Raw genomic sequence first — 24915 nt, forward strand, 5'->3', positions numbered from 1 at the left:
CCTCAGTGACCGTAAGTTCTAGGTTTGGTGTAGTAATCGATCAGTGGCACACACATATTTGCAAGCAACACTGCAAATGCAACACCATCTGGGAAACCGCCCCAACTGCGAATGATAAAGACCAAAGCACCAATAAGCGCACCGAAGATTAAACGTCCTTTGACGGTGGTAGACGCCGAAACGGGATCGGTTGCAATAAAGAATGCGCCAAGCATGGTTGCACCAGATAACAAGTGTAAAATTGGCGACGCAGTTTCCCCTGGCGTCAGCAACGTGAACACTAGGCTAAACAGAGTCAGACTCGCAAGGAAACCTGCTGGAATATACCATTGGATGATACGCTTTTTGATCATGACTATGCCGCCAAGAAGGTAAGCAAGGTTTACCCATTGCCAACCAATACCACCTAAGCCATCAAATATCGGCTGCGACATTACTTCGCTTGGAGTGGCACCTGTAAGAATGCCAGTCTTAAATGCATCAAGTGGTGTCGCCATTGTCACACCGTCAACACCTGAGCGAACTTGCTGAAGTGATAAGCCGTCGTAATCATAGCCCGTAAAAATTAAAGAGAGTGTATCTGCAAAATTTACATGATCAGGTATGAGTGATGTCGGTGCACTCCAACTCGTCATTTGTACTGGGAAAGAGATCAACAAGACCACATAAGCGACCATTGCAGGGTTGAATAAGTTTTGTCCAAGGCCACCATAGAGGTGTTTAGCGATTACTATCGCAAAAATAAGCCCGATCACCATAATCCACCACGGAGACCATGGTGGTATAGCAACGGCTAATAACCAAGCGGTAACTATTGCACTGTTATCACGTAGCGCTCTCATTGGTGAGCGTTTACGACAGATCATGACTAAGGCTTCAAGGGATACAGCGACTGCAATGGCAAAAATCAGCTGAATAAGCGTACCCCAGCCAAAGAAGTAGGTTTGAGCTACTAAACCTGGAAGTGCGCAAAGTGCCACCCATTTCATTAAGTCTGGCGTACTACGACGACTGTGGGTATGCGGTGAACTGGCAATAAAAAACGACACTACTCGTTCTCCTCAGTATTATTTTTATTAGCTTCTTGTTGCGCTTTGCGTGCCTTCGCGCGCGCAATTGCTGCGGCAACCGCGGCTTTCTTCGGATCCTCTTCTGGTTCTTCGGAAGCTGCTTCTTCAACAGGCTCTGTTTGCGTTTCTTGCTTAGCTTTACGCGCTTTGGCACGTGCAATGGCAGCTGCCACGGCGGCTTTTTTCGGATCGTCGGTTTGCTCGGCAGGTGCTTCAGCTTCTTCCGCTTCAGTTGAGTCTGCTTGTTTCGCTTTACGAGCCTTCGCGCGCGCAATTGCTGCGGCAACCGCGGCTTTCTTCGGATCCACTTCTGGTTCTTCGGAAGTTGCTTCTTCAACAGGCTCTGTTTGCGTTTCTTGCTTAGCTTTACGCGCTTTGGCACGTGCAATGGCAGCTGCCACGGCGGCTTTCTTCGGATCTTCGGTTTGCTCGGCAGGTGCGTCAGCTTCTTCCGCTTCAGTTGAGTCTGCTTGTTTCGCTTTACGCGCTTTGGCACGTGCAATGGCAGCAGCCACTGCGGCTTTCTTCGGATCGTCGGTTTGCTCAGCAGGTGCTTTAGCTTCTTCCGCTTCGGTTGAGTCTGCTTGCTTCGCTTTGCGCGCTTTGGCTCGAGCAATTGCAGCGGCAACTGCGGCTTTTTTCGGATCGTCGGTTTGCTCGGCAGGTGCTTCAGCTTCTTCCGCTTCAATTGACTCTGCTTGCTTCGCTTTACGTGCTTTGGCACGTGCAATCGCAGCAGCCACGGCGGCTTTTTTCGGATCGTCGGTTTGCTCAGCAGGTGCTTCAGCTTCTTCCGCTTCAGTTGAGTCTGCTTGCTTCGCTTTGCGTGCTTTGGCACGTGCAATGGCAGCAGCAACCGCGGCTTTCTTCGGATCGCTGTCTTGCTGTGTAGACGTTTCCGATTCTACAGATTCAGTTGAATCTTCTTGTTGTGCTTTTTTCGCTTTAGCTCGGGCGATGGCGGCCGCAACTGCCGATTTTTTATCATCAGCGTTATTGTCTGGCGTTTCGCCTTGTTCTTTTTGCGCTTTACGTTCGCGAGCAAGACGTTTGCGTTCTTCGCGCAGTTTTGCCATTTCTGAGTTATCAGGTTCACTAGAGCCTGCTTTAGCTGCTGCAGCTTGTTTCGCCTTCGCTTTGGCAATGGCTGCCGCTACGGCGGGTTTTACTGCTGGCTCTGCTTTTTCTGTAGTTTCTGTCTTTTGAGCTTTCACTCGTGCGATCGCTGCTGCTATCGCATCATCGCCGCCAGAAGACTTCATCTCTTTTCGGCGTTGATCGGCAGCTTTCTTGAAGCGATTTTCACGTTCTGCTTTTTCGCGTTCCATACGCGCTTTTTTCTCTTCGAAACGCAGTTTTGCTCGCTCTGCAGCTTCCGCTTCTTGTGTTCTAGTTCGAATTTCTGCTTTCGCTTGGCGGTAGTACTGTACGAGCGGAATTTCACTTGGACACACAAACGCACAAGCGCCGCACTCGATACAATCCTTTAAGTTTAACTCTTCGAGTTTGTCATACTCTTCAGCTTTTGCATGCCATTGCAGTTGTTGAGGCAGCAGCGAAGCAGGGCACGCTTCTGCACATTGGCTACAGCGAATACATTCCATCTCATACTGGTGCGGAGAGATCTCACGACGAGTCGGAGCAAGGATACAGTTTGCTGTCTTGGTAATCGGCACTTGGGAGTGAGGAAGGGTAAAGCCCATCATTGGCCCACCCATAATTAAACGCTGTAACTTCTTATCTGCTTTATAGCCAAACTCATCCAACAGTGCTTGTACTGGTGTCCCTAACAATGCCCAAACGTTGCGTGGTTGTTTGAAGGTTTTACCAGTGAGAGTCACGATGCGCTTTATCATCGGTTCACCGTCGATGACTGCGCGTTTTATAGCGTAAAGAGAACCAACATTCTGAACCAAAATACCAATATCGGCTGGAATCGCGCCACTTGGTACTTCTTTATTGGTTAAAATTTTGATCAGCTGTTTTTCACCGCCAGAAGGGTATTTAGTCGGGATAACGCGAATAACGATATCTTTGTTTATAGCCGCAGCTTCTAGCGCTTTGATTGCTTCTGGCTTGTTGTCTTCAATGCCAATAATCGTGAGCTTTGGTGTCAGGATATGTTCGACAATTTCGATACCTTGAATAAGCTCTTCGGCATGTTCTTGCATGAGCTTGTCATCAGACGTGATGTATGGCTCGCACTCTGCTGCATTAACGATAAGAATCTCGGTACGAGCAAAACCTGATTGGATTTTTTTTGCAGTAGGGAAGCCTGCGCCACCCATACCAGAAATACCAGCGAGACGAATAATATCAATCAGTGCGTCAGGGGTTTCTTGTTGGTAATCTGCGACGGGGTTTCTTTCACACCATGCATCTTTCCCATCAGGCGTGATGATTGCGCACAACTCACTTAACCCAGAAGGGTGCGCGACAGTTCGTGGCTCAATCGCGGTGAGCGTACCTGATGTTGGAGCATGCACCGGAACCGTAAAGCCGGTCTCCGATTGCGTTAATGGCTGACCTTTTAATACATAGTCACCTTCGGCAACCAGTAGGTTACCTGGTTTACCAATGTGCTGTTTTAGCGGCAATACAATTTCTGATGGGATAGCCGCATGAGCGAGCTCAGTTTTGTTGGACTGCTTTTTATTTTCTGCCGGATGCACACCACCTGGGAAATCCCAAAGCGCGCCTGTACGAATTTGTTCAATCAAAGACAACATGTGAAACCTTACTTAATTGAATCTTTCACGTTCGCTGCATTGTCGGCAGCATCCGTAATGTTAAGTACCGGAATGGAGTGAAGTTGCCACTTCCAGCTTTCTGTGGTCGTTGCCACAGGAATCATTTCAATACAATCAGTCGGACATGGGGCAACACACAAGTCACAGCCCGTACATTCGTCTTTGATTACGGTATGGACCGCCTTTGTTCCGCCTACAATTGCATCCACCGGACACGCCTGAATACACTTAGTGCAGCCAATACACATGTCTTCATGAATAAACGCAACGGTTGGAATTTTGCTGTCGAGATCGTGCGCAGATTCTTCTGGCTCAACACCCATTAAGTCGGCGAGCTTTTCGATTGTTGCCTGACCACCAGGGGGACATTTGTTGATGTGGTCGCCATTTGCAATTGCTTCAGCATAAGGGCGACAACCAGGGTAGCCACATTGACCGCATTGAGTTTGCGGTAAAATGGCGTCGATTTGATCCACAATAGGGTCCGCTTCAACTTTAAAGCGAATAGAAGCAAAACCAAGTATCGCGCCGAAAATCGCAGCCAGAACCGCTAACGCGATAATCGCAATTAAAATCGTACTCATCGCTTACTTCACCAAACCTGTAAAGCCCATAAAGGCGAGTGACATTAAACCAGCTGTAATCATTGCTATTGATGCACCTTTAAAAGGCACAGGAACGTCGGCGGCGGCTATGCGCTCTCGCATGGATGCAAAAAGTATCAACACCAATGAGAAACCAACAGCGGCGCCGAAGCCGTAGATGATCGATTCAATAAAGTTATGGTTTTCATTAATGTTAAGAAGTGCCACGCCCAATACTGCGCAGTTTGTTGTGATCAGCGGTAAGAAAATGCCAAGCAAGCGATAAAGCGTCGGGCTGGTTTTGTGCACAACCATTTCAGTGAACTGCACCACAACGGCTATCACCAAAATAAAACTCATGGTTCGAAGGTACTCAATACCCAGTGGACGAAGGATGTAGCTTTCCACTAAATACGCACACACTGACGCGAGCGTTAGCACAAAAGTTGTCGCTAAGCCCATACCTATTGCTGTTTCCAGTTTTTTGGACACACCCATAAAAGGACATAGGCCCAAAAACTTCACCAGTACAAAGTTGTTCACCAGCACAGTGCCGACCAACAACAAAACATATTCGGTCATAGTTATTACGTTCTTAAAATCCGATCTTGAGATTATCGTGTTTTGTGACACCAATAACAACCAGTGAACGATGTGGTTTTACATACACGATGGAAAAATAGTCGTCTATTTGATCTATTTTGATGAATCAATAAGAAATTGAATCGTTTGCTGAATGTATTGTTAGCGAGAGGATACTACCTATTAATTTTCATCTAATGTGTGATTTTAAAAAAAGCCCGCCTCTCCCAGGTAGAAAAGAGAGGCGGGCAATGCATATTTACAAGCTAATTATTTAAACTTTCTGAGTGCTTGATGGACTGTGTTTATATCTTACTCGTGAAGGTACGAGTGATGACGTCTTGCTGTTGCTCTGTCGTTAGAGAGTTAAAACGTACCGCATAACCAGATACTCGAATCGTCAACTGAGGGTATTTCTCTGGATGTTCAACCGCATCCAATAACATCTCTCGGTCTAGAACGTTGACGTTAAGGTGTTGACCACCTTCAATCGCAATGCCCTCGTTGCTTGCTTCGTGATGGAAGTAACCATCCATTAGCGCGGCTAGGTTTTTCTTCTGACTTAATTCATCTTTACCCAGTGCGTTAGGCACAATTGAGAAGGTGTAAGAAATACCATCTTTCGCGTAAGCAAACGGCAGTTTAGATACCGATGCCAAAGACGCAACCGCCCCTTTTTCATCACGACCGTGCATTGGGTTTGCACCCGGGCCAAAAGGCATACCTGCGCGACGGCCATCTGGTGTATTACCCGTTTTTTTGCCGTAAACCACGTTAGATGTGATCGTTAGGATCGATTGAGTTGGCACTGCTTCGCGGTAGGTGTGCATCTTCTGAATTTTCTTCATGAAGCGCTCAACCAGATCACAAGCGATGTCATCAACACGGGCATCATTGTTACCAAATTTTGGATAATCACCTTCGATTTCAAAATCAACGGCGATGCCATCTTCATCACGAACAGGTTTCACGGTCGCGTATTTAATTGCCGCCAAAGAGTCAGCGACAACAGACAGACCTGCAATACCACACGCCATGGTGCGGTGCACGTCGCGATCCATCAATGCCATCAGTGACGCTTCGTAGCTGTAACGGTCATGTGAGTAATGGATGATGTTCAACGCTGTGACGTATTGCGTTGCTAGCCACTCCAACGTATTGTCGAAACGAGGCATCAAAGCGTCAAAGTCGAGAATTTCATCTTGAACTTTGTCCACTACCGGACCCACTTGCGCTTTCGATTTTTCATCGATACCACCATTGATGGTGTAAAGCAGTGCTTTTGCAAGGTTGGCACGTGCACCAAAGAATTGCATGTGCTGACCAACAACCTGCGGGCTCACACAACAGGCAATCGCGTAGTCGTCATTGTTGAAATCAGGGCGCATTAGATCGTCGTTTTCGTATTGAACCGAAGAGGTATCAATCGACACTTTTGCAGCGTATTGCTTGAACGCTTCAGGTAATTGCTCTGACCAAAGAATCGTCATGTTTGGCTCAGGAGCAGGGCCCATAGTATGTAGTGTATGTAAGTACCGGAATGTCGTTTTAGATACTAGCGTACGGCCATCAACGCCCATACCAGCCATGGCTTCGGTTGCCCAGATTGGGTCGCCAGAGAACAATGAATCGTATTCTGGTGTGCGTAGGAAGCGAACCATGCGTAGCTTCATGATGAAGTGGTCAATCATTTCTTGCGCTTGTGACTCATCAATCAAACCGTTTGCGATATCGCGTTCTAGATAGACGTCTAGGAAAGTCGAAGTACGGCCCAGTGACATTGCTGCGCCGTTTTGCGATTTAACCGCCGCTAGGTAGCCAAAGTAGGTAAATTGGATCGCTTCTTGTGCTGTTTTTGCAGGTAGCGACATATCAATGCCGTATTTCAGACCCATTTGACGAATGTCTTCAAGTGCTTGAACTTGATCGGCTATTTCTTCGCGAAGACGAAGTGTTTTCTCAAGATCGTTGCCTTGTTCTAAGAACGTTTGTGTTGAATTGTATTGTTCTTTTTTGTCTGCTTTTAAGAAGTCGATACCGTATAGGGCGAGACGGCGATAGTCACCAATGATACGACCACGGCCATAGGCATCAGGAAGACCCGTAATGATGCCGGATTTACGACACGCTAGGATTTCTTTGGTGTAAAGGTCGAAACACGCTTTGTTGTGAGTTTTACGGTATTCAGTGAAGATTTTTTCAACCGTTGGATCCAGCTCGCGGCCATAAACTTCGCAAGAGTTTTTGACCATGCGAATCCCGCCATTGGCGATGATTGCACGTTTTAGCGGTTGATCAGTTTGTAAGCCAACGATCTTTTCCAGATCTTTGTTGATGTAGCCTGCATCGTGGGAAGTGATTGTTGAGGGCAAGTCTGTGTCAAAATCAATAGGGGCGTGTGTGCGGCTTTCTTGTTTTATGCCTTCAAGCACTTGGTTCCATAATGCTGAAGTGGATTTGCTAACCTCGGCTAAGAAAGACTCGTCTCCCTCATAGGGTGTATAGTTTTTTTGGATGAAGTCACGAGTGTTGACAGAGTTTTGCCATTCACCAGCAGTAAATCCAGCCCATGCATCTAGCATGTCAGTTGTCGGAATAGTCATAAGTAAATCCCTAAGTTATTGATAATTAGAATGGAGGCGACGAGTAGGACGGAACCATTCTTAACCCTTTTAATCGTATGGATTTATTTGGTATGAGTAAAATGAATGCTTTTCATTTTTTCAATGATTAAATTGCATTAATAATAGATTCAATTGGTTATGATTGTTTTTTGCTAGAAAAGAGACAGAATTAAATGTGTGGTGCTGTGAGAACACTATCTATGACAATGTTATGAGTTCTGTAATTTGAACTTATTTCGGTGTGATTTTATGACGCCTAGATTGGCTTAGATTTCATGGCGATTAAGATACAAAAAAAGCCGTGTCTTGCGACACGGCTTTTCTATAATCTGGCTCCTCCTGCTGGGCTCGAACCAGCGACCTGCGGATTAACAGTCCGTCGCTCTACCAACTGAGCTAAGGAGGAATTGCTTTGCTTGAAAGCGGGAAGAATCTTACCGAGCACTCAAACTACTGTCAACAGTAAAAAAATACATTTTTAGCAAAAAATATTGATTTAAGGGCTTTACTTTTCTGTATGGCTTGCCAGTAAAGGCTCGAGGTTAGTTATCCACTAAATTTGTGGATAAGTATGTTGATGAGATCTGGGTAAAGAAAATTGATATGCAACTAAGTTCTTATTTAATGAATTTTTAGTCGGAGTTATGCGTAAAATAAGCAAATAAAACAGAGATTTATCGATGTTAATCAAAAGGTATTCAAAGTGGATAAAAATCAATCTTTTGGGGATAAGAAAGTTTTAAGCTAATTTTTGGGGAAAAGTTGTGGAAACTATAATGTGAAGAATGTGTGTGGCTCTTCAACTAGGGCGAAGTACTATATCAGAGTCACTTTTGTATGGCTATAGCATTCTAGACAAACAAGAAAATTTATTAACAATGATGGTTAAATTCTCGATAGACGTAGATTTCATTAGCTAAGGTGTATATATATACAGCCTTAGCGCAGTAAAATTGAGGAAGGGTATGAGTAAAGTCTATGAATTGGTCTCCGATTATCAGCCGTCGGGCGATCAACCAGGAGCGATCAATCAGTTGCTTGAGGGGCTCGATGCTGGGCTAGCACATCAAACATTGTTGGGGGTCACAGGCTCAGGTAAAACCTTCACACTAGCGAATGTGATTGCTCAAGCCCAACGACCTGCAATATTACTTGCGCCAAACAAAACGCTTGCTGCTCAGTTATATGGTGAGATGAAGTCATTCTTTCCTAATAATGCGGTTGAGTATTTTGTTTCTTACTATGATTACTACCAACCTGAAGCATACGTTCCCACAACAGATACTTTCATTGAAAAGGACGCTTCGGTTAACGCCCACATTGAGCAAATGCGACTGTCTGCCACTAAAGCTTTATTGGAACGGAAAGACGCTATTATCGTTGCTTCGGTTTCAGCTATCTATGGTTTGGGTGATCCGGAATCCTACTTACAAATGATGCTTCATTTGCGACGTGGAGATGTGATTGATCAGCGTGATATGCTTCGTCGCCTAGCGGAGCTCCAATACTCGCGCAATGATGTTGCTTTTGAGCGAGGGCAGTTCCGTGTCCGTGGCGAGGTGATTGATATATTCCCTGCTGAATCAGACCAAGACGCTGTACGCGTTGAGATGTTTGACGATGAGGTGGATTGCATCAGTGTGTTCGACCCATTGACAGGCGTGGTCAAACAACGAGACTTGCCGCGCTATACCATCTATCCCAAGACGCACTATGTGACGCCAAGAGATCGCATTCTTGAAGCGATTGAAAATATTAAAGTCGAACTAGAAGTGCGCAAAAAGCAGCTTCTAGATAACAACAAGCTACTGGAAGAGCAGCGAATTAGCCAGCGCACTCAATTCGATATCGAAATGATGAATGAGTTGGGCTTTTGCTCCGGTATCGAAAACTATTCTCGTTATCTCAGTGGACGCTCGGAAGGTGAGCCGCCACCAACCCTGTTTGACTACTTACCTCATGATGGCTTGTTGATCATCGATGAATCTCACGTGACAGTACCGCAGATAGGTGCCATGTATAAAGGCGACCGTTCGCGTAAAGAAACGCTGGTGGAGTTTGGTTTCCGGTTACCTTCAGCTTTGGATAATCGTCCACTGAAGTTTGAGGAGTTTGAAGCACTAGCGCCACAAACGATTTTCGTCTCTGCTACGCCTGGAAATTACGAACTAGAAAAATCGGCGGGTGATGTAGCGGATCAAGTCGTTCGTCCTACAGGCTTGCTTGACCCTGAGTTGGAAGTTCGCCCAGTAGCGACCCAAGTCGACGACCTATTGTCTGAGATCCGTATTCGCGCTGCTAAAGATGAGCGAGTTCTGGTTACAACACTGACCAAACGAATGGCTGAAGATCTCACCGAATACCTTCACGAACATGATGTTAAGGTACGTTATTTACACTCAGACATTGATACTGTTGAGCGTGTGGAAATTATCCGTGACCTTCGCCTTGGAGAATTTGACGTGCTGGTGGGAATCAACTTATTGAGAGAGGGCCTGGATATGCCAGAGGTCTCGTTAGTTGCAATTTTGGATGCGGATAAAGAGGGCTTCTTGCGGTCTGAACGCTCACTCATTCAGACCATTGGTCGTGCTGCACGAAACATCGAAGGTAAGGCGATTTTATACGCTGACCGAATCACCAACTCAATGAAAAAGGCGATGGATGAAACTAACCGTCGTCGCGAGAAGCAGGAAGCGTACAACGAAGAAATGGGTATTTCGCCACAAGCGCTCAAACGAAATATCAAAGACATCATGGAACTTGGCGATATCACTAAGTCTAAACGCCAGCGTAACACTAAACAGGTACCATTATCGAAAGTGGCGGAGCCTTCGCAAACTTACGAGGCACTGTCCCCTCAGCAGCTAGAAAAAGAAATCAGTCGACTGGAGGCTGCTATGTATCAGCATGCGCAAGATTTAGAATTTGAGTTAGCGGCACAAAAGCGTGACGAGATTGAAAAACTACGAGCGCAGTTCATCGCAAATAGTTGAACAAACTTACCGATTTAGCTATCCAAGCATTTTAGGTCGCTTGTAAAAAAAAGAAGCCAATAGGCAGTCGGGTCTATTGGCTTGTTTTGTGAACATATCGTTCACTAACAACGTCAGTTGGCTAGGTGACCCGAGGGGTCATTATCGTTACAGCATGGTTTGTGCCATTTTTTAAATAATTGATATTATTTTTGAATTTTTTCCTTTGCCCATAATTTAGTTAATGTTATTTGCAAAATGCAAAGCGTAATGCGATTATTGTTTAAAACACAACAAAATAATAGCTAGGTTATGCAACAAAAACCCGAAGGCCCAAAGTCTCGTTACCTTTTAATGGTCGAGGACACCGCATCTGTTGCGGCTCTGTACCGCTCATACCTGACACCGCTTGGCATAGATATCAATATTGTCGGCACAGGTAGGGATGCCATTGAGAGCCTAAATCATCGAATTCCAGATCTTATTTTACTCGATCTCCGTCTGCCAGATATGACGGGGATGGACGTTTTACATGCCGTTAAAAAGAGTCATCCCGACGTACCTATAATCTTTATGACCGCTCACGGTTCTATCGATACCGCTGTCGAGGCCATGCGTCATGGCTCACAAGACTTTTTAATCAAACCGTGTGAAGCAGACCGTTTACGTGTCACGGTTAACAATGCCATTCGTAAAGCGACCAAGCTAAAAAATGAAGCCGATAATCCAGGTAATCAGAGCTATCAGGGGTTTATCGGCAGTAGCCAAACCATGCAGCAGGTTTACCGTACGATAGATTCAGCGGCGAGCAGTAAAGCGAGTATTTTTATCACAGGTGAAAGTGGAACTGGTAAAGAGGTATGTGCCGAGGCTATTCACGCAGCAAGTAAACGTGGTGACAAACCTTTTATTGCAATTAACTGTGCTGCAATTCCAAAAGATTTGATTGAGAGTGAACTGTTTGGTCACGTAAAAGGGGCCTTTACTGGCGCTGCGAATGATCGTCAAGGGGCAGCTGAGTTAGCGGATGGCGGCACACTTTTTCTAGATGAGCTTTGTGAGATGGACTTGGATTTACAAACCAAGTTGCTACGATTTATTCAAACGGGCACATTCCAAAAAGTGGGTTCCTCAAAAATGAAGAGCGTGGATGTGCGCTTTGTTTGTGCCACTAACCGTGATCCCTGGAAAGAGGTACAAGAAGGTCGATTCCGTGAAGATTTGTACTATCGTTTGTATGTCATTCCTTTGCATTTACCGCCTTTACGCGAACGAGGCGAAGATGTTATTGAAATTGCATACTCACTGCTAGGTTACATGTCACACGAAGAAGGAAAAAGCTTCATACGTTTTGCGCCTGATGTCATCGAGCGATTCAACAGCTATGAGTGGCCGGGTAACGTTCGTCAGTTACAAAACGTGCTACGCAATATCGTTGTTCTAAACAACGGTAAAGAGATTACGTTGGACATGTTACCGCCACCGTTGAATCAACCGCTTGACCGTCCGTCGTCTGTGGCTAAATTAATTGAGCCGAAAGCGATGACCGCATCTGAGATTATGCCATTATGGATGACGGAAAAAATGGCAATCGAGCAAGCGATTGAAGCATGTGATGGCAATATTCCTCGAGCGGCGGGATACCTTGATGTCAGTCCGTCGACGATTTACCGCAAGTTACAGGCATGGAACGGCAAGGAAGAGCGGCAAAAAGTATGAGTGTAAATGTATTAAATCAGCAAAAAATAGATGAACTGTCGATGGAAATTGGCAGCGACAACGTACCTGTACTGTTCGATATCTTCCTAGGAGAAATGGATACCTATATCGAGAACTTATCCCAATTGCAGGGGGCAGAGCGATTAGCTTACTCAAAAGAAATCAGCCACGCGTTGAAAAGTAGTGCTGCGAGCTTTGGGGCAGATCGCCTTTGTGAACTGGCGATGTCCATAGACAAAAAAGCGAAAGCCGGTGAGTTAACTGCTGAGTCTGAGGTGTTAGAGGTTATGTTCGATCTTTTGCACGAAACTCGAGATGCTTATCGCTCTTGGCGACAGTAGCTATTTATTTCTATTAACCATTTTTTCTTAGTAAACATCTGTTTTTACTGGATGCCTGAACTAAAACCCTTCGATGACAGAAGGGTTTTCATTATCAATAAACAACTTAAAAGAGGGCGCTAGCCAGGTAACGTGCTCTTAAATAGAAAGTTGTAGCTGATTTTCAATCGCTAGTTTGAGCTTGTTTCTATCGTGACGCCAGTCTCGGTTAGAGGAGGCGAGTGACTCCGTCACTACATTCCATTGACTTAAGACGTCTTGCTCGGTTTTCTCTGCTAGAACCACGTCTATTTTTCTTCCTTGGCAGGCACGTTCACACCATTCTAATTTTTGAGCCATCGTCATTCGTCCTGCTGGGCCGTATTCTGGACTCAGGTTAGCAACAAAAATGACTTTTGCTTTTGTGTTTGCTGCAATCGCTTTGCCGAGTTCAGGCAGCAATAAAGGAGGCATGATACTAGTTAAAAAACTGCCAGGGCCAAGAATAATCGCGTCCGCTTCCGCCAAAGCTGTGATGGCTTCTTTGGTGGCAGGCACTTCTGGTGAAAGATCCAAACGTCGCAGGTCTGCTTTCATTTCGTCGACATTTGTTTCTCCCGTAACCCACTTCCCATCTACGGATAACGCGGAAAGATCCGAAGGGTGTTCGGACATAGGAAGGATGTTAACGTCGACTTTTAACATATTGCGAATCAGATTAATGGCATCTAAAGGCCTGACCGATAAGTTATCGAGTGCAGTAAGCATCAAATTACCAAGATTATGACCATCAAGTTCGCTAGTGCCTTTGAAGCGATATTCAAACATCATCGAACTGATTGAAGGCTCTGTAATGAGCTGATTAATACAGTTACGTGTGTCTCCCCAAGCGATTCCTCCTTGGCAGTGACGAATTCTTCCTGTTGAACCACCATTGTCAGTCGTGGCAACAATCCCAGTTGCATTGCTGCCAAAATCTCGTAATGCGGCCAGCATTCGACCTAAGCCATGACCACCGCCAACAGCGACCACTTTTTTATCTGTGTAGATATTCATTATGTTCTTCTAATAATCTAATAAAAAACGGCTACAATTTATCTTAAGGAGTGTCTTAAAGGTACTCACTTAGCGGTAAATTGTGTCTCTAGAGAGTTTTTTATCACTCAAGTCTGGATTCCATTACAAATATTAAGTATTTTACACCGCAAAGCTATCAGAGATTTCATATCTCTGGTTGCCATAACTCCGAGCTCACTATTGCTAAGTCCTTGGATAGGCGTTTTGAGCCAGTGGCATACTGTCACAAGGGCATGATTGGAAATGGCCATGCCTCCCGTGTTTGGAAAGGTGTTCCGTGGCGCAACAATTCGAAGACAAATTTCATCGTAAGTTTTATTACTTGCGTCTGTCTGTGACCGACGTATGTAATTTCAAATGTACCTATTGCCTTCCTGATGGCTATAAGCCTTCGGGCAATAAAAACTCGTCTTTTTTATCTCTCCCTGAAATCAAACGGGTCGTAAAAGCATTCGCTGATTGTGGCACATCAAAAGTGCGCATCACTGGTGGTGAGCCTAGCTTACGCAAAGATTTTACCGACATTATCCATTCAGTAGCGGCGACGCCTGGCATTCAAAAAGTTGCAACGACGACCAACGGCTATCGCATGGCAAAACAAGTCGCAGATTGGCGTGAAGCGGGTTTAACCCACATTAATGTCAGTGTGGATAGCCTTGACCCGCGTATGTTTCATCAAATCACAGGTGAAAATAAGTTTACTGAAGTCATGAATGGTATCGAACGTGCGTTCGAGGTCGGTTATGAGCAAGTAAAAGTTAATGTGGTGTTGATGAAAGATCTGAACCATCACGAGCTACCAGCGTTTCTTAACTGGATAAAAGATCGTCCAATCCAACTGCGTTTCATTGAGTTGATGCAAACGGGTGAGATGGATGAGCTATTTAATAAGCACCATGTATCCGGAGTGGCAATTCGTAACCAGCTAATTGCAAATGGTTGGTTGCTGAAAGTGCGCTCGCATAATGATGGTCCTGCGCAAGTATTTGTTCATCCTGATTACAAGGGTGAAATAGGTCTTATCATGCCTTATGAAAAAGACTTTTGTGAAAGCTGCAACCGACTGCGCGTTTCTGCGATGGGTAAGCTGCACCTATGTCTGTTTGGAGACCATGGTGTAGAATTGCGTGATCTTTTGGAACGTGATGAGCAAGAGAGTGAGCTTATTGAACGTATCCAGGCGCAGTTACAAACCAAGTCGGTAAGCCATTTCTTGCATGATGGCAATACTGGTATGACGCCACACCTCGCGTCTATCGGCGGCTAACTTCATTCAATTTTTAGAGCGAGCTCACTGATAAGCTGGCTCTAACTTTTTCCGAATCGATACCAAGCGTATCAAAGCTAATTAAGAGAATAGGTGAACAAATGGGTCACGCTGAAAGCAAATTCCAACCTGCAAATATTGCCGTTCTAACGGTATCTGACACTCGTACTGAAGAAAACGATACCTCTGGTCGTTACCTAGCTGAGCATGCTCAAGAAGCGGGTCACAACGTAGTAGACAAGCAAATTGTTATTGATGACATGTACAAGATCCGCGCGATTGTTTCTCAATGGATTGCTGATGAAAGCGTACAAGCGATCATGATTACTGGCGGTACAGGTTTCACCTCACGTGATAGCACGCCAGAAGCACTTAAGCCTCTATTTGATAAAGAAGTTGAAGGTTTTGGTGAGTTGTTCCGTATGGTGTCGTACGAAGAGATCGGTACGTCTACCATTCAGTCTCGTGCGATTGCAGGTTTTGCTAACCACACCGTGATCTTCGCAATGCCAGGTTCAACGGGTGCGTGTCGTACAGGCTGGACAAAAATTATTAAACAGCAGTTGGATGCAAGTCATCGCCCTTGTAACTTCATGCCACACCTATCTGTATAACCTTTCCTAAAAGCGAAGGAAAAACAATGACCCAATTTACACATATCAATGCTTCTGGCGAAGCAAACATGGTTGACGTGTCAGCAAAAACGGAGACGGTTCGTGAAGCTCGTGCTGAAGCATTTGTTCACATGGCCCCAGAAACACTTCAACTGATTGTCTCTGGCCAGCACCACAAAGGTGATGTATTTGCGACGGCTCGTATTGCTGGTATTCAAGCTGCGAAGAAAACCTGGGATTTGATTCCACTTTGTCATCCGCTACTACTCTCTAAAGTTGAAGTTCAACTGGAAGCTATCGAAGCAGAAAACAAAGTTCGCATCGAATCAGTATGTAAACTTGCGGGTAAAACTGGTGTGGAAATGGAAGCGCTCACGGCAGCTTCCGTTGCTGCTCTAACGATTTACGATATGTGTAAAGCAGTACAAAAAGACATGGTCATTGGTCAAGTTCGTCTATTAGAGAAAACGGGTGGTAAATCTGGTCACTTTAAGGTGGAATCATGATTAAAGTACTTTTCTTTGCTCAAACTCGCGAGCTGATTGGCATCGACAGTGTTGAGTTAGACGGGCCGTTTGAAACGGTTGAATCAATTCGTGCACATCTAGTGGAAGAAGGCACTGAGAAAGATGGCAAGTGGGATTTAGCACTCGAGTCAGGAAAGCTACTTGCTGCAGTGAACCAATCTATCGTCCCTCTGGATACACAAGTAAAAGCAGGTGATGAAGTTGCGTTTTTCCCGCCGGTAACTGGGGGTTAAGATGGATTCTCGTGTTTCTGTACAAATTGAAGACTTTTCGGTTGAGCAAGAATATCAACGTCTATCTGAAGGGACGGCTGCCGGCGCTGTCGTTACATTCGTTGGTAAAGTTCGAGATATGAACCTTGGGGATAATGTGATTGGTTTACATCTAGAGCACTATCCGGGGATGACAGAGAAGAGCTTGAGCGACATTTGCGATCAAGCTGAGTCTCGCTGGCCACTATTAGGTGTACGCGTGATTCATCGCGTCGGAGACATGGATAGCGGTGATCAAATTGTATTTGTGGGCGTTTCCAGTGCGCACCGCGGCGCGGCATTTGATGCGTGCGAGTTCATCATGGATTATCTGAAAACCCAAGCTCCATTTTGGAAAAAAGAGCGTACGACGAATGAAGATCGTTGGGTTGAGTCGCGCGACACCGATCATCAAGCTGCACAGCGTTGGGAAAAATAGAACTAACCCGCATTCTAGTGAAAAAAGCTAAGTGCTAATGGTACTTAGCTTTTTTTGTATTTATCTTCATTGTATTGCTCACTTTGTTTCAATATTTCCTATCTTTTGTCTGGTGATATTCTTCACAATAAAAGTTTTTTGCCCAATATATAAACAATTATTTGTTAGACTTGATTTGTCATAAATGTTAAATGATGTGTAAATATCTAGCATAAGATGCTAGTAAATGGTTTAAACTCAGATTAATCGAAAGTTTCGCCTGTTAAATGTCGCTTCTGGTCTTTATTTGGCTGGTGAATGCTTTGGGGTTAGAGTTTACTGCTAGATATGTGTGGTTTAGTCAGCATTATTGGTTTTTTTGCTACATTTTTATGGCAAATTACTTCAATGATTGCTAATGTGTGCCGCAGTCTTTGTAAGGTTTTAGACTTTTGTGCTCAGAAAGTGCACTAAAAAAATCTAAAACTCTGACCGTTCCAGGCCCTTACAAAGAAGTCATGGATGCTAACGAAAAAATTTGGAGTTTTACGCATGTATAAGAATAAAATCACGCGCGCTTTATTTATTGGTGCTGGTCTTTCTCTCGCTCTAGCTGGTTGTGGTGAAAAGCCTGCGGAGAAACAAGCTGCTGAGCCTGCTCCGGCTCCAGCCCCTGAAGCTAAATCTGATTCTAAAGAGCCAAAACTTGCTGCTGTTCAAGAATTGGTGCGTGGTAACGGTACAGAAGTTGCGACAATAGACCCTCATAAATCTCAAGGTGTTCCAGAATCCCACGTGATTCGCGATCTTCTTGAAGGCCTTGTAAACCAAGATGCGGACGGTAACACTATCCCTGGTGTTGCAGAATCTTGGGAAACTGAAGACAACAAAACATACACTTTCCACTTACGTGAAGACGCAAAATGGTCAAACGGTGATCCTGTCACTGCAGGTGATTTCGTTTACAGCTTCCAACGCGCAGTCGATCCAGCAACCGCCTCTCCATATGCTTGGTACATGGAATACACCAAGATGAAGAACGCAAAAGACATTGTTGCGGGTAAAAAAGATAAGAGCGAGTTAGGTGTTAAAGCGGTTGACGATCACACGTTAGTGGTTGAGTTAGATACTGCAGTACCATATTTTGTAATGATGATGGGCCACACGACAGTGAAACCTGTTCATCAAGCAACTGTTGAAAAGTTCGGCGATCAATGGACGAAGCCAGAGAACTTTGTAGGTAACGGTGCTTATGTTGTTGACAACTGGGTTGTAAACGAGCGTTTGGTTCTAAAACGTAACGAACAGTACTGGGACAACGAAAACACGACGCTTGACCAAGTTACTTTCTTACCAATCGAGAACCAAGTAGCGGAAATGAACCGCTTCCTAGCGGGTGAAATCGACTTCACGAATGAGCTGCCTACAGAGCACTTCAAGCGTCTGAAGAAAGAGCACCCACAAGAAGTGTCTGTAACCGGTAACTTATGTACTTACTACTACATCTTCAATACGAAGAAAAAGCCGTTTGATGATGTTCGTGTGCGTAAAGCGATTTCTTATGCGATTGACCGTAACATTGTGACCGATGCGATTTTAGGTCAAGGTCAAAAGCCAGCTTACTTCCTAACACCTGAAATTACGGCAGGTTTCAACCCAGAAATTCCTGCATACGGCAAAATGACGCAAGAAGAGCGTAACGCAGAAGCTGCGCGTCTATTGGAAGAAGCGGGTTACGGCGCAGACAACCCTCTTGAATTTAACCTTCTATACAATACATCAGAGAACCACAAGAAACTTGCGGTTGCACTGGGTTCAATGTGGAAGAAGACACTTGGTCTAGACGTTACGCTAGAAAACCAAGAGTGGAAAACTTACCTATCTACCAAAGATTCTGGCAACTTTGAGGTTGCTCGTGCAGGTTGGTGTGGCGACTACAACGAAGCTTCATCTTTCCTAACGCTGATGATGAGTAATAACACTACTGGTGGTATTCACTACGACAGCAAAGAGTACGATGCGATCATGAACAAAGCATTTGCTTCAACTTCTGACGAAGAGCGCCAAGCACTTTACCTAGAAGCAGAGAAGTTGATGGCAAAAGATATGCCAATCGCACCTATCTACCAGTACGTGAAATCACGTCTACTATCACCGAAAGTTGGTGGCTTCCCAGTAAATAACGCGGAAGACAAGATTTACTCTAAAGATCTCTACATCACAGAGTAATTCGTAACTCGATAGAACTATAAAAATGAGGCCCTACATGTGAGAAATTGCATGTAGCGCCTATCTTTAGTCCAAAAGAATTGGACGACTTCTTTAATTTAACTGTCACAGACTGAAAGAGTGAGTTTATGCTTAAATTCATCGCAAAAAGGATATTTGAGGCGATCCCAACAATGTTGGTTTTGATCACCGTATCTTTCTTTCTTATGCGCTTTGCACCGGGAAACCCTTTCTCGACAGAGCGTCCATTGCCACCCGAAGTAATGGCAAATATCGAAGCTAAATATGGCTTGGATAAACCTGTATTTGAACAATACACCACGTATTTGACCAATGTTATCCAAGGTGATTTCGGACCGTCATTTAAATACCTTGATTACTCAGTAAACGAGCTGATCGCGGTTGCCTTACCTGTTTCGGCTAAAGTGGGCTTCATCGCCTTTATCTTTACTTTGATAATGGGGGTTACCGTCGGTACCATTGCTGCGCTCAAGCAAAATACTTGGATTGATTACACCATTATGTCGACTGCGATGCTTGGTGTCGTAATGCCATCCTTTGTATTAGCGCCTGCGCTTATCTACATATTCTCGCTTCATTGGAATATCTTCCCTGCGGGCGGTTGGCAAGATGGTAGCTGGCAGTATTTAGTGCTTCCTGTTATTGGTATGTCGCTACTGTATGTTGCTACCTTTGCTCGTATCACACGTGGTTCGATGATCGAAACCCTAAACAGTAACTTTATTCGTACGGCACGTGCTAAAGGTCTAAGTTACCGTTATATCATTATCAAACACGCTCTTAAGCCGGCACTTCTCCCTGTTGTTTCTTACATGGGCCCAGCTTTCGTAGGTATCATCACCGGTTCCGTTGTTATCGAAACCATTTTTGGTCTGCCTGGTATTGGTAAACTATTCGTTAACGCTGCGTTTAACCGTGACTACTCGCTAGTAATGGGGGTAACCATTCTGATTGGTTTCCTATTCATTCTATTCAACGCGATTGTAGATATTTTACTTGCAATGATTGACCCGAAAATTCGCTACTAACAGGGACGTTTGGTTATGTTAACGAAAAAAGAAAACCTAGAAGCGATTGAGAAATTCTCCGAAAACTTGGAGATTGAAGGTCGCAGTCTTTGGCAAGATGCTCGTATCCGTTTCATGCGCAACAAAGCGGCGATGGTGAGCTTATTCCTTCTTGTTCTAATGACGTTGGCGGTTATTATCCTGCCAATGATCGCACCGTACACATTTGATGATACTGACTGGTACGCGATGCACGTTGCACCGAATGCTGACCATTGGTTTGGTACTGACAGCTTAGGCCGTGATTTATACGTGCGTACGCTAATTGGAGGTCGTATTTCGTTGATGGTAGGTGTTATGGGTGCATTTGTAGCGGTACTGATTGGTACGCTCTACGGCGCAGCATCTGGTTTCATCGGCGGTAAAGTTGACCGCGTAATGATGCGTATTCTAGAAATTTTATACGCGGTACCGTTTATGTTCCTGGTGATTGTACTGGTAACATTCTTCGGTCGTAACATCATGCTGATCTTCGTTGCGATTGGTGCTATCGCATGGCTAGATATGGCGCGTATCGTACGTGGCCAGACTCTTAGTCTACGTAGCAAGGAGTTTATCGAAGCGGCACATGTGTGTGGTGTAAGCAACTGGAAAATCATTACTCGTCATATCGTACCGAACGTACTGGGTATTGTAGCGGTATACTCTACGCTGCTTATCCCAAGTATGATTCTAACGGAATCATTCCTATCATTCCTTGGTCTTGGTGTTCAGGAACCAATGACAAGTTGGGGCGCTCTTCTACAAGAAGGTGCACAGACAATGGAAGTAGCAATCTGGCAGCTGGCATTCCCAGCAGTGTTCATGGTTGTGACGCTATTCTGCTTCAACTACGTTGGTGACGGCCTGCGCGATGCGCTGGATCCAAAAGACAGATAATTAAAAGATAAGATTAAGGAAGCAATGATGAGCTTATTAGATGTCAAAGATCTGCGCGTCGAATTCACCACGCAAGATGGTATCGTAACCGCAGTAAACGATTTGAACTTCTCTCTCAACCAAGGCGAAACCTTAGGTATCGTTGGAGAGTCGGGATCAGGTAAATCTCAAACCGTATTCGCAATCATGGGCCTTTTGGCTAAGAACGGTATTATTTCTGGTAGCGCAAAGTTTGAAGGCAAAGAAATCCTAAACTTACCAGAAAAAGAACTGAACAAAGTGCGTGCGGAACAGATCGCAATGATCTTCCAAGACCCAATGACATCACTGAACCCTTACATGAAAGTGAGTGATCAGTTGATGGAAGTGCTTATGCTGCACAAAGGCATGGGCAAAGCGGAAGCATTTGAAGAATCAGTACGCATGCTGGAAGCGGTAAAAATCCCTGAAGCGCGTAAGCGTATCACGATGTACCCGCATGAGTTTTCAGGCGGTATGCGTCAGCGTGTAATGATCGCGATGGCGTTGTTATGTCGTCCTAAACTGCTTATTGCCGATGAGCCAACAACAGCACTTGATGTGACGGTACAAGCACAGATCATGGACTTGTTGAATGAGCTGAAATCTGAGTTCAACACAGCGATCATCATGATCACGCACGACCTTGGTGTGGTTGCAGGTTCGTGTGACAAGGTGCTGGTGATGTATGCAGGCCGTACTATGGAGTACGGCAACGTAAACGAAATTTTCTACAATCCAAGCCATCCTTATGCGGAGGGGCTGCTGAAGGCGATTCCTCGCCTCGATACTGAGGGTGAAATTCTGCCGACCATTCCTGGTAATCCACCAAACTTGCTTCGTCTACCGCCGGGCTGCCCTTATCAAGAGCGCTGTCACCGTGTGATGGATCGTTGTAAGCGCGAGGCGCCAATTCTGACACCATTTGGTGATGGTCGTCAGCGTGCATGTTTTTCTGAATGGGAGGCTTGGAACAAATGAACGCAGTAGACAAAAAACTAATTCTGGACATTTCTGAGCTGAAAGTTCACTTCAGCATTGCCTCAAAGTCGGCATGGCCGTGGTCAAAGCCTTCGAGCCTGAAAGCGGTAGATGGCGTGAACGTTCGACTATACGAAGGGGAAACGCTTGGTGTAGTAGGTGAATCAGGTTGTGGTAAATCGACGTTTGCTCGTGCCATCATTGGTCTGGTTGAAGCTACTGACGGCCAAGTAGTTTGGTTGGGTCAAGACCTTACTAAAATGAAAAGCGTTCAGCGCCGTGAGACGCGTAAAGAAATTCAGATGATTTTCCAAGACCCATTGGCATCGCTGAATCCGCGTATGACTGTTGGTGATATCATTGCTGAACCTCTTGAGACATTCTATCCAGAACTGTCTAAGCAGGAAGTGAAAGATCGCGTTAAAGAGATGATGGCGAAAGTTGGCCTATTACCTAACGTGATTAACCGTTACCCACACGAGTTCTCGGGTGGTCAGTGTCAGCGTATCGGGATAGCGCGTGCGCTTATCCTTAAGCCTAAGATGATCATTTGTGACGAGCCAGTATCGGCGCTTGATGTATCTATTCAAGCTCAGGTGGTTAACCTACTTAAAGAGATTCAAAAAGAGTTAGGGCTTTCTCTGGTATTCATTGCGCATGACTTGTCTGTCGTTAAACACATTTCAGATCGCGTTTTAGTTATGTATTTAGGTAATGCCGTGGAACTTGGCGAGGCCGAGGCTCTGTTTGCTGAGCCTAAGCACCCATATACGCGTGCGCTGATGTCTGCGGTTCCGATCCCGGACCCGGATATTGAGCGCAATAAGAAAATCCAAATGCTAGAGGGTGATCTTCCTTCACCTATCAACCCACCGTCGGGTTGTGTATTCCGCACTCGTTGCCCACAAGCAACCGAAGAGTGTGCGAAGACAAAGCCAACCATTTTAGGTAATGACGTTCACGCGGTATCTTGTTTACACGTTAGTGTATAAATTCAGCCTGTGACGGGCTTAAGCGCGACACCTTCATCGGGTCGCGCTTTTTTTATGTGTCTGATTTATACATTCGAATTTCTTGAACATGATGTCCTAAGTTCGATGATTCTCTGTTTGATAGGAAACGCTAATATAGACACAAACAGAACGAGAGGAGAGCAATCATGGGTAAGTTGGTTGAAGGTGTTTGGCAAGATGTCTGGTATGACACAAAATCAAATGGTGGCAAATTTGTGCGCGAAGATGCCGGATTCCGTAACTGGGTTAAAAACGACCCTGATGCGGAGTTTACACCAGAGTCCGGTCGATACCATTTGTATGTCTCTCTTGCTTGTCCGTGGGCACATCGAACCCTCATTTTCCGCAAGCTGAAAGGTTTAGAACCACATATTGATGTCACGGTCGTTTGCCCTGATATGCTCAGCCAAGGTTGGCAAATGGGGCTTCCTGAGCCATTGTTTGGTCACACGCGCATGTATCAAATTTACACGCAGGCCAAACCCGATTACACGGGCCGCGTAACCGTGCCTGTACTTTGGGATAAAAAGACCAATACTATTGTGTCAAACGAGTCGTCAGAGATCATTCGCATGTTCAATTCGGAATTCAATGCGTTAACAGGGAATCACGACGACTACTATCCAGATCATCTAAAACATGTTATTGATGAGTGGAACGATTTTGTTTATCCAAATGTCAACAACGGAGTGTATCGTTGTGGCTTCGCGACTACACAAGAGGCGTATGAAGAAGCGTTTGATTCTTTGTTTAATGCGTTAGATAAAATCGATGCTCACTTAGCGACGCATCGTTACTTAGCAGGGAACACAATTACTGAGGCTGATTGGCGTTTGTTTACGACTCTTATTCGTTTTGATGCGGTGTATGTGGGGCATTTCAAGTGTAACAAGCAGCGCATCGCAGACTACGAAAATATACAAGGCTATTTAAAAGAGTTATATCAAGTCGAAGGCGTCGAAGAAACGACGGATTTCTATCACATTAAACGCCACTACTACTTCAGCCACACTGGGATTAATCCGACGCAAGTTGTACCAAAAGGGCCTGATTTAGACCTAAATACTCCTCATGGAAGAGAAAGGATTGGCTAGTTTGCTGCTTCCATCGCAAATGAAAAAGTACTTAACGGTTAGCAATGCCGTTAAGTACTTTTGTGTCATCTAAATACCGGGAGTAGGAAGTTTACTTTTTCATTCATCGCCACCTTACTTAGCGCGTACGATGTCCATCACTAGCTTTCCGTCCACTTTTACAGGACCGTCCTCTTTAGCGCCGAGCGTATACTCAAACACACCAGTCTTCATGCCACCTTTCTCTCCGTGGACCATTAACATCAGCATATCGCCTGATTCTACTGGTTCCATCAAAATTGCATTTACGTTTTCATTCTTTCCCATTTTTAACGGAGCGTAGCCGATAACAGGACCAGGCTTCATTGATTCGTCTGTTCGGTGGACAACCATCCACCCATTGTCATCAGCATGAGCCATTTCAGCGGTCACCGTTCCTCCGGACATATCTTGATCGACGCCTTTAATACTCGGGGCGGAAAAGCTGAATGAAGAAAAACTAATCAGAAACGCAGCTAAACCAAACTTTATCAGTGATGTATTGATGAAATCCTTCATATATATTCCTTAGCAGTCAATGAGTTTGTGCATTGCAGTAGCTTTTACGTATTTCCTAGCAAAAAAGTTTAGCTAAAACGTAAATAATGTCGATAAATTGAACAGGGACCGTGCTGCTTTGGAGCCAATGCATTTTGGGGAGTGGGTCAATCGGTGTAAGAACAAGCACGAGCAATGTCGATTAGGTATGGGGGGCGATAGGAAGAAAAGCTTTGTGCACCAGTAATTATAGGTTGTGCAGTGATTGGTATAAAAAACAAATAAGTGTTCTGGCCAGCAATAGAAAAAGCCCTCGACG

At 45.0% G+C, this 24915-nt stretch carries 21 protein-coding genes, 1 tRNA gene and 1 riboswitch; of the genes, 14 read left to right on the plus strand and 8 right to left on the minus strand.

What is annotated here, in order from left to right; translation table 11 throughout:
* Window positions 1–2: 2 nt before the first annotated feature.
* The 6 genes from rsxD to R7127_RS05060 form a co-directional block, all read right to left on the minus strand.
* The gene (gene rsxD, locus R7127_RS05035) at window positions 3–1049 is read right to left on the minus strand and encodes an electron transport complex subunit RsxD (RefSeq protein WP_005380749.1); all 1047 of its coding nucleotides are present in this window, start codon (window positions 1047–1049) and stop codon (window positions 3–5) included.
* On the minus strand, window positions 1049–3799 hold the full coding sequence (gene rsxC, locus R7127_RS05040) for an electron transport complex subunit RsxC (RefSeq protein WP_318148299.1): 2751 nt from the start codon (window positions 3797–3799) through the stop codon (window positions 1049–1051). Before rsxC ends, rsxD begins: the two co-directional genes overlap by 1 nt.
* An 8-nt stretch (window positions 3800–3807) precedes the next feature.
* On the minus strand, window positions 3808–4404 hold the full coding sequence (gene rsxB / locus R7127_RS05045) for an electron transport complex subunit RsxB (protein ID WP_005380760.1): 597 nt from the start codon (window positions 4402–4404) through the stop codon (window positions 3808–3810).
* Between the two features lie 3 nt (window positions 4405–4407).
* Complete coding sequence (gene rsxA / locus R7127_RS05050) at window positions 4408–4986, minus strand: electron transport complex subunit RsxA (protein ID WP_005380762.1); 579 nt, start codon at window positions 4984–4986, stop codon at window positions 4408–4410.
* A 305-nt stretch (window positions 4987–5291) separates the two neighbouring features.
* Window positions 5292–7589: a formate C-acetyltransferase gene (gene pflB, locus R7127_RS05055; RefSeq protein ID WP_318141835.1), complete on the minus strand. Its 2298-nt coding sequence runs from the start codon at window positions 7587–7589 to the stop codon at window positions 5292–5294.
* 351 nt (window positions 7590–7940) lie between these two features.
* A tRNA-Asn gene (locus tag R7127_RS05060) sits at window positions 7941–8016 on the minus strand.
* Between the two features lie 559 nt (window positions 8017–8575).
* Here R7127_RS05060 and uvrB point away from each other — a divergent pair.
* The 3 genes from uvrB (at window position 8576) to luxU (ending at window position 12645) form a co-directional block, all read left to right on the plus strand.
* Window positions 8576–10606, plus strand: a complete 2031-nt coding sequence (uvrB, locus tag R7127_RS05065) for an excinuclease ABC subunit UvrB (protein ID WP_017636056.1) — start codon at window positions 8576–8578, stop codon at window positions 10604–10606.
* A 291-nt stretch (window positions 10607–10897) separates the two neighbouring features.
* Window positions 10898–12304 carry a quorum-sensing sigma-54 dependent transcriptional regulator LuxO gene (gene luxO / locus R7127_RS05070; protein WP_005380768.1) on the plus strand — a complete coding sequence of 469 codons (1407 nt, stop codon included), beginning with the start codon at window positions 10898–10900 and terminating at the stop codon, window positions 12302–12304.
* Window positions 12301–12645: a quorum-sensing phosphorelay protein LuxU gene (luxU, locus tag R7127_RS05075; protein ID WP_005380770.1), complete on the plus strand. Its 345-nt coding sequence runs from the start codon at window positions 12301–12303 to the stop codon at window positions 12643–12645. Before luxO ends, luxU begins: the two co-directional genes overlap by 4 nt.
* A 138-nt stretch (window positions 12646–12783) precedes the next feature.
* Here luxU and R7127_RS05080 read toward each other — a convergent pair whose 3' ends face one another.
* On the minus strand, window positions 12784–13680 hold the full coding sequence (locus R7127_RS05080; RefSeq protein ID WP_318148300.1) for a YvcK family protein: 897 nt from the start codon (window positions 13678–13680) through the stop codon (window positions 12784–12786).
* Window positions 13681–13855: 175 nt separating this feature from the next.
* Window positions 13856–13990: riboswitch (molybdenum cofactor riboswitch) on the plus strand.
* Between R7127_RS05080 and moaA the strand changes: the two genes are divergently transcribed.
* From moaA to R7127_RS05135, 11 genes are all read left to right on the plus strand, one after another.
* Window positions 13979–14968, plus strand: coding sequence for a GTP 3',8-cyclase MoaA (moaA, locus tag R7127_RS05085; protein WP_017636052.1), 990 nt, complete (start codon window positions 13979–13981; stop codon window positions 14966–14968). It overlaps the preceding riboswitch by 12 nt.
* Window positions 14969–15069: 101 nt before the next feature.
* The gene (gene moaB / locus R7127_RS05090) at window positions 15070–15582 is read left to right on the plus strand and encodes a molybdenum cofactor biosynthesis protein B (RefSeq protein WP_005388935.1); all 513 of its coding nucleotides are present in this window, start codon (window positions 15070–15072) and stop codon (window positions 15580–15582) included.
* A gap of 26 nt (window positions 15583–15608) precedes the next feature.
* Entirely contained in the window at window positions 15609–16088 is a 480-nt protein-coding gene (moaC, locus tag R7127_RS05095; RefSeq protein WP_005380779.1) for a cyclic pyranopterin monophosphate synthase MoaC, read from the plus strand.
* Window positions 16085–16342 (plus strand): molybdopterin synthase sulfur carrier subunit, encoded by a 258-nt coding sequence (moaD, locus tag R7127_RS05100; protein WP_005380780.1) that lies wholly within the window; start codon window positions 16085–16087, stop codon window positions 16340–16342. The genes moaC and moaD overlap by 4 nt, the downstream gene beginning before the upstream one ends.
* Before the next feature lies 1 nt (window position 16343).
* Complete coding sequence (gene moaE, locus R7127_RS05105) at window positions 16344–16799, plus strand: molybdopterin synthase catalytic subunit MoaE (protein WP_017821374.1); 456 nt, start codon at window positions 16344–16346, stop codon at window positions 16797–16799.
* A 531-nt stretch (window positions 16800–17330) separates the two neighbouring features.
* Window positions 17331–19007: an ABC transporter substrate-binding protein gene (locus R7127_RS05110; protein WP_017633862.1), complete on the plus strand. Its 1677-nt coding sequence runs from the start codon at window positions 17331–17333 to the stop codon at window positions 19005–19007.
* Between the two features lie 128 nt (window positions 19008–19135).
* Window positions 19136–20056, plus strand: coding sequence for an oligopeptide ABC transporter permease OppB (gene oppB / locus R7127_RS05115; protein WP_005380786.1), 921 nt, complete (start codon window positions 19136–19138; stop codon window positions 20054–20056).
* A 15-nt stretch (window positions 20057–20071) separates the two neighbouring features.
* On the plus strand, window positions 20072–20974 hold the full coding sequence (gene oppC / locus R7127_RS05120; RefSeq protein ID WP_017633861.1) for an oligopeptide ABC transporter permease OppC: 903 nt from the start codon (window positions 20072–20074) through the stop codon (window positions 20972–20974).
* Window positions 20975–21001: 27 nt separating this feature from the next.
* Complete coding sequence (locus tag R7127_RS05125) at window positions 21002–21973, plus strand: ABC transporter ATP-binding protein (protein ID WP_005380792.1); 972 nt, start codon at window positions 21002–21004, stop codon at window positions 21971–21973.
* Complete coding sequence (oppF, locus tag R7127_RS05130) at window positions 21952–22965, plus strand: murein tripeptide/oligopeptide ABC transporter ATP binding protein OppF (RefSeq protein ID WP_275124873.1); 1014 nt, start codon at window positions 21952–21954, stop codon at window positions 22963–22965. Before R7127_RS05125 ends, oppF begins: the two co-directional genes overlap by 22 nt.
* A gap of 167 nt (window positions 22966–23132) precedes the next feature.
* Entirely contained in the window at window positions 23133–24080 is a 948-nt protein-coding gene (locus R7127_RS05135) for a glutathione S-transferase family protein (protein ID WP_005387267.1), read from the plus strand.
* A gap of 114 nt (window positions 24081–24194) precedes the next feature.
* Here the strand turns inward: R7127_RS05135 and R7127_RS05140 are convergent, their stop codons facing one another.
* On the minus strand, window positions 24195–24617 hold the full coding sequence (locus R7127_RS05140; RefSeq protein WP_005380804.1) for a hypothetical protein: 423 nt from the start codon (window positions 24615–24617) through the stop codon (window positions 24195–24197).
* Between the last annotated feature and the right edge of the window lie 298 nt (window positions 24618–24915).

The sequence above is a fragment of the Vibrio sp. 1159 genome, assembly GCF_033340395.1.
Lineage (GTDB): Bacteria > Pseudomonadota > Gammaproteobacteria > Enterobacterales > Vibrionaceae > Vibrio > Vibrio alginolyticus.